The sequence below is a fragment of the Micromonospora sp. NPDC047753 genome (genome assembly GCF_040642735.1).
Classification (GTDB): domain Bacteria; phylum Actinomycetota; class Actinomycetes; order Mycobacteriales; family Micromonosporaceae; genus Micromonospora.
The window spans coordinates 1-4591 of record NZ_JBEYSL010000519.1 but is presented as its reverse complement, the minus strand read 5'-3'; the positions used below and the strand labels follow the sequence as shown (position 1 = coordinate 4591).

The 4591-nt window shown below is 69.8% G+C and carries 4 protein-coding genes and 1 pseudogene; all 5 read right to left on the bottom strand.

Annotated features, from left to right (window positions below; all coding sequences use genetic code 11):
* Positions 1 to 1167 (bottom strand): ADP-ribosylglycohydrolase family protein (locus ABZ749_RS29930; RefSeq protein ID WP_357233656.1); only part of this gene is annotated, 1167 nt, incomplete at its 3' end.
* 4 nt (positions 1168 to 1171) lie between these two features.
* Positions 1172 to 2464 carry a sugar ABC transporter substrate-binding protein gene (locus tag ABZ749_RS29925; RefSeq protein WP_357233654.1) on the bottom strand — a complete coding sequence of 431 codons (1293 nt, stop codon included), beginning with the start codon at positions 2462 to 2464 and terminating at the stop codon, positions 1172 to 1174.
* A gap of 36 nt (positions 2465 to 2500) precedes the next feature.
* Entirely contained in the window at positions 2501 to 3340 is an 840-nt protein-coding gene (locus ABZ749_RS29920; protein ID WP_238667634.1) for a carbohydrate ABC transporter permease, read from the bottom strand.
* A gap of 1 nt (position 3341) precedes the next feature.
* Positions 3342 to 4277, bottom strand: coding sequence for a sugar ABC transporter permease (locus ABZ749_RS29915; protein ID WP_355010245.1), 936 nt, complete (start codon positions 4275 to 4277; stop codon positions 3342 to 3344).
* Between the two features lie 214 nt (positions 4278 to 4491).
* Positions 4492 to 4591 (bottom strand): annotated as a pseudogene (locus tag ABZ749_RS29910) (transketolase); the annotation flags it as partial.

The following is a 4591-nucleotide window of genomic DNA, read 5'->3' as shown; positions in this document are numbered from 1 at the left end:
GTGGCTCACGGCAGCAAACCCTCTGATACTGGGCGTGATCCACTCGCGTACATGAAAGTCGCGCTGTCCCGGAGGTCCGGACACCGCGACATCACCCTCGCCGGCCACCGTCGCGAGAACCCGGGCCGGTTCCACCAGGTCGGTCCTTGAGGCGGTGGCGACCACGTCGGACCATTCCGCCGGCACCGCGTCGGCGCCCCCGAGCGCCCCGGCGATGGCGGCGGCCATGGTGGCGGTGGAGTCGGCGTCCCGGCCGTAGTTGACCGAGCCGAGCACCGCGGCCCGGAAGTCGCCGCCCGCCACCACGAGCATGCCGAGAGCCACCGGCAGCTCCTCGATGGCGTGCAGGCGACTGGGCCGCCGCGCGCCGAGGCCGGGGCTGCGGTACTCCTCCCCCACCGTGTCGTAGGGGGCGACCGCGGCCCGCAGCGCCGGGATGGCCTGCTTCCAGTCGTGGTGACCGCGGGCCTCCTTGACCACCGCGTCGATGGCCGCGCGGGTGCCGTCGCGGGCCAGGTCCAGCGCCGCCGCGACGACGTCCTCGACGCCCGCGCCGGGGGTCGCGGCCGCCGCGACCGAGGCCGCGAACACGGCGGCGGCCTCCCGCCCGTAGCTGTGCTGGTGCGCGCCGGCGATCTCCACCGCCTCGGCGTACGCCCCGGCCGGGTCGCCCGCGTTGACGATGCCGACAGGTGCCATGTACATGGCCGCGCCACAGTTGACGATGTTGCCGACCCCGGCCTCGCGGGGGTCCGCGTGGGCGTGGTGCAGTCGGGTGACCAGCCACCGTTCGGCGGCGGCGAGCCGGTGGAAGGTCACCCCGTCGCGCTCCAGGTCGGGGATGTACACCACCCGCTCGATCAGGTCGGGAACCAGCAGGTCCACCACGTCGAAGGCATCGAGGTGGTCCCGTTTGGCCGCGTAGGCGCGGACCAGGGCGTGGGTCATCAACGTGTCATCGGTGAGGTGCCCGTCGCCCTTGTGGTAGGGCGCGAGGGGTCGCGCGGTGGCCCAGTCGGCGTGGTACGGGGGCACGATGCCCTCGACCCAGCCGCCGAAGCGGGCACGGATCTGCTCGGGCAACGCCGTCTCGGTGGCGCCACCCAGGGCGTCTCCGACAGCGGCGCCGACCAGGCAACCAACCGATGTGTCGAGCAAGAGTGACATGTCGTTACCTCAGAACCTGCTTGCCACCGTCGACCAGCTGCGTGCCGAGCTGATCGAGGGTGATCTTGTTGGCGAAGTACTGCTGGAGGGCCGGGGTGGCGTACTTGGTCTTCCACTCCGGGTAGCCGTCGGCCTGCTGGAACGGGGCGACGGTCAGGTCCGCGGCGCTGTCCGCGGCGACGTCCCAGCCCTGCTTGCCGTCGGTGAGCTTGACCAGTTGCTCGTTGGCCTGCTTGCCGGTCGGCACCAGCCAGTCGCCCTTGGCCAGGGCGGCCATGTTCGTCGGGTTCAGGAAGTACTCCAGGAACTGCGCGGCCTGCTTCTTGTGCTTGCTGTCCTCGGAGATCGACAGCGTCTGCGGGTTGGCGGCCTGCTTGGTGGAGAGTCCCTTGATCGGGGGCAGGGTGACCCACTCGAAGCCGGCCGGCGCCTGCTCGACCATCTGCTGGCGCAGCGACACCGAGCCGGGCAGCATCGCGTACTTCCCGCCGAAGAAGCCGGGCAGGGTGTCCGCGCCGCTCATGCCGAGCGCCTCCGGGGAGGCGGACTTGGCGGTGTAGAGCATGTCGTGGATCCGCTTCGGGATCTCCTTCTCCGCGTCGCCGACCTTGACCTCGGTGCGTCCACCGTCGCCGTAGAAGAACTTGCCGTCGTAGTTGAGCGCCAGGTTGAGCACCCGGTTGGTCGGCGACTTCAACGCCCACGCCGCGCCGTACTGGCCGGGCTTGGTGAGCTTCTGCGCGTTGCTCTGGAACTCGTCCCAGGTCCAGCCGCCGTCGGCCGGCGGCACCGCGACACCTGCGGCGTCGAGCAGCTTCTTGTTGGCGATGACGACCTGCGACTCCAGCAGGAACGGCACGCCGGTGACCTTGCCGTCGACGGTGGCGGTGTCCCAGATGCCCTTGTCGATCTGCCCCTTCAGGTCGTCGGAGACCAGGTCGGAGAGGTCGGCCAGGTAGCCCTGCTTGCTGAACTCCCCGATCGAGGACGCCTCGTAGTGCACGATGTCCGGCGCGTCGCCGCCCTCGAAGGAGGTGAGCAACTGGTCGTGCACCGAGTTCCAGTCACCCTGGACGTACTCGACCTGGATGTCCGGGTGCTCGGCGTTCCACTTGGCGACCAGGTCCTTGTTGACCTGAAGCGACTCCTTCTGCCAGGCGAGGCTGAGGAAACGCAGCTTGGCCGGGCCGGACGCGGCCTCGTCGTCGCCGCCGGAGCCGCACGCGGTGAGCGCGCCGAGGCCGACGACCGCGACCGCGGCGCCCGCCGCGAGTCGGCGGAATCGGGTACGAAGCATGGGGGGTACCTCCTTGGTGGTGGTTGGGGGGACGGTTCAGCCCTTGACCGCGCCCGCGAGCGACCCGGACGAGAGCCGGCGCTGCATGAACGCGAAGAAGATCAGGCTGGGCAGAGTGGCCAGCAGCGAACCCGCGGCCAGGGGACCCAGCCGGGCGGTGCCCTCGATGCCGACGAACCGGGCCAGCGCCACCGGCAGGGTGGCCAGCTCCGGGGTCTTGATCAGCACCAGTGCGAAGAAGAACTCGTTCCAGGCCGAGATGAAGGAGAACAACGCGGTCGCGACCAGGCCCGGAGCGAGCAGCGGGAAGACCACCCGCCGCAGGACCTGCACCCGGGTGGCGCCGTCGACCGACGCTGCCTCCTCCAGCTCCCTCGGGATGTTGCGGACGAAGCCCTGCAACATCCACAGCGCGAACGGCAGCGCCCAGACCACGTAGATCAGCACCAGCCCGGCGTGCGTATTGGCCAGACCGACCTGCCGCAGCACCAGGAAGATCGGGATGATCAGCAGTACGAAAGGGAAGAGCTGGGACAGCAGCACCCAGCCCAGCGCGGCGGTGCCGAGCTTGGAGCGGAACCGGGCCAACGCGTACGACGCCGGCATGGCGACCAGCACGGTCAGGACCGCCGAGGCGAGGGAGACCTGGAGGCTGTTGAGCGCCGCCCGGCCCAGCTCCTGTTCGGTGAACGCCTGCACGAAATTCTGCAGCGTCGGGTTGTCCGGGATCAACGTCGGGTGCAGGCGTACCAGTTCGCGCGGCGGTTTGAACGCCGTGGAGAGCAGCCAGACCAGCGGGAACCCGAGGAAGATCAGGTAGCCGGCGAGCGCCAGATACTGCAGCGTCCGGCTCGTGCGGCTCGGTTTTCCGAACATGTCAGTTCGCCTCCCTGAGCCGGCGACGGAGATAGACCGCGAGCAGCGCGATGATGATCACGACCATGACGTTGCCGAGTGCCGCCGCGTAGCCGTAGTTGCCGTAGCGGAACGCCTCCTCGTACGCGAAGAGCATCGGCAGCATCGTCTTGCCGCCCGGCCCACCGGCGGTGAGCACGTAGACCAGGCCGAACGAGTTGAAGTTCCAGATGAAGTCCAGCGAGGTGATCGCCACGATCACCGGCGCCAGCGCGGGCAGCGTGACGTGCCGGAACCGGTGCCAGGTGCTGGCCCCGTCCACCGCCGCCGCCTCGTGCAGCTCGCGACCCACACCCTGCAGGCCGGCGAGCAGGACGACAGTGGTCTGCGGCATGCCCGCCCAGACCCCGACGATGATCACCGCGGGCAGTGCGGTGCTGAAGTCGCCCAGCCAGTTCGTCCGCAGTCCGTCGGCGCCGACGCGGTGGAAGAACTCGTTGATCAGGCCGGCGTCGGGGTGGTAGACGAGCTTCCACAGGATGCCGACGACGACGGGCGGCATCGCCCAGGGCACGACGGCCAGCACCCGCGCCACGCCTCGGAACCGCAGTTGCTGGTTGAGCAGCAGCGCCAGCCCGAGGGCGAGCAGGAACTGCAACACAGTCACCCCGACCGCCCAGAGAAGGCCGATCTTGAACGAGTTCCAGAACAGCTCGTCGCCGAGGAGGTCCCGGTAGTTGGCCAGGCCGGTGAAGCTGACCTCGACGTTGCGACCGGCGCGGGCGTCGGTGAAGCCGAGGTAGATGCCCCGCAGCAGGGGAAACACCGACAGCACCAGGATCGGCAGCAGCGACGGCAGCAGGAGGAGGTAGATGGTGGTGCGGTCGGAGCGGAACCGGTTGCGCCGGCGGGCCGGCTCGGCCCGTTCGACGTCCGGCCGCTCGGTCAGGGTGGTCATGCGGTCACCCCTTCGCTGGACGGGTGGGTGGTGGGTGGGCCGGCGGGTCGAGGGACCGGCAGGGTCGCGGCGCTCGACGCGCGAACGACGAGACTCGGCGGCACCTGCTCGCGTCGCGGCGGCACCGTGGCGTCGGCAATGCGATGCAGGAGCCTCGTACAGCGCCGGGTCGATCTTGCTCATGCCGGTGACCAGCAGGATCGTGCAGAGGCCGAGCAGTGTCGACCACGACAGCGGTGAGGCTGTCCAGGCCGGTCGCTCCGGCGTACGCGATCGCCTCGTGGTTGGATCCCTCGTCCAGTTCGGCGTCGCCG

What these genes read in the sequence shown, in the direction of transcription:
- ABZ749_RS29925 (WP_357233654.1), bottom strand. Translation starts at nt 2,464, where the DNA reads ATGCTTCGTACCCGATTCCGCCGACTCGCGGCGGGCGCCGCGGTCGCG.
- ABZ749_RS29920 (WP_238667634.1), bottom strand. Translation starts at nt 3,340, where the DNA reads ATGTTCGGAAAACCGAGCCGCACGAGCCGGACGCTGCAGTATCTGGCG.
- ABZ749_RS29915 (WP_355010245.1), bottom strand. Translation starts at nt 4,277, where the DNA reads ATGACCACCCTGACCGAGCGGCCGGACGTCGAACGGGCCGAGCCGGCC.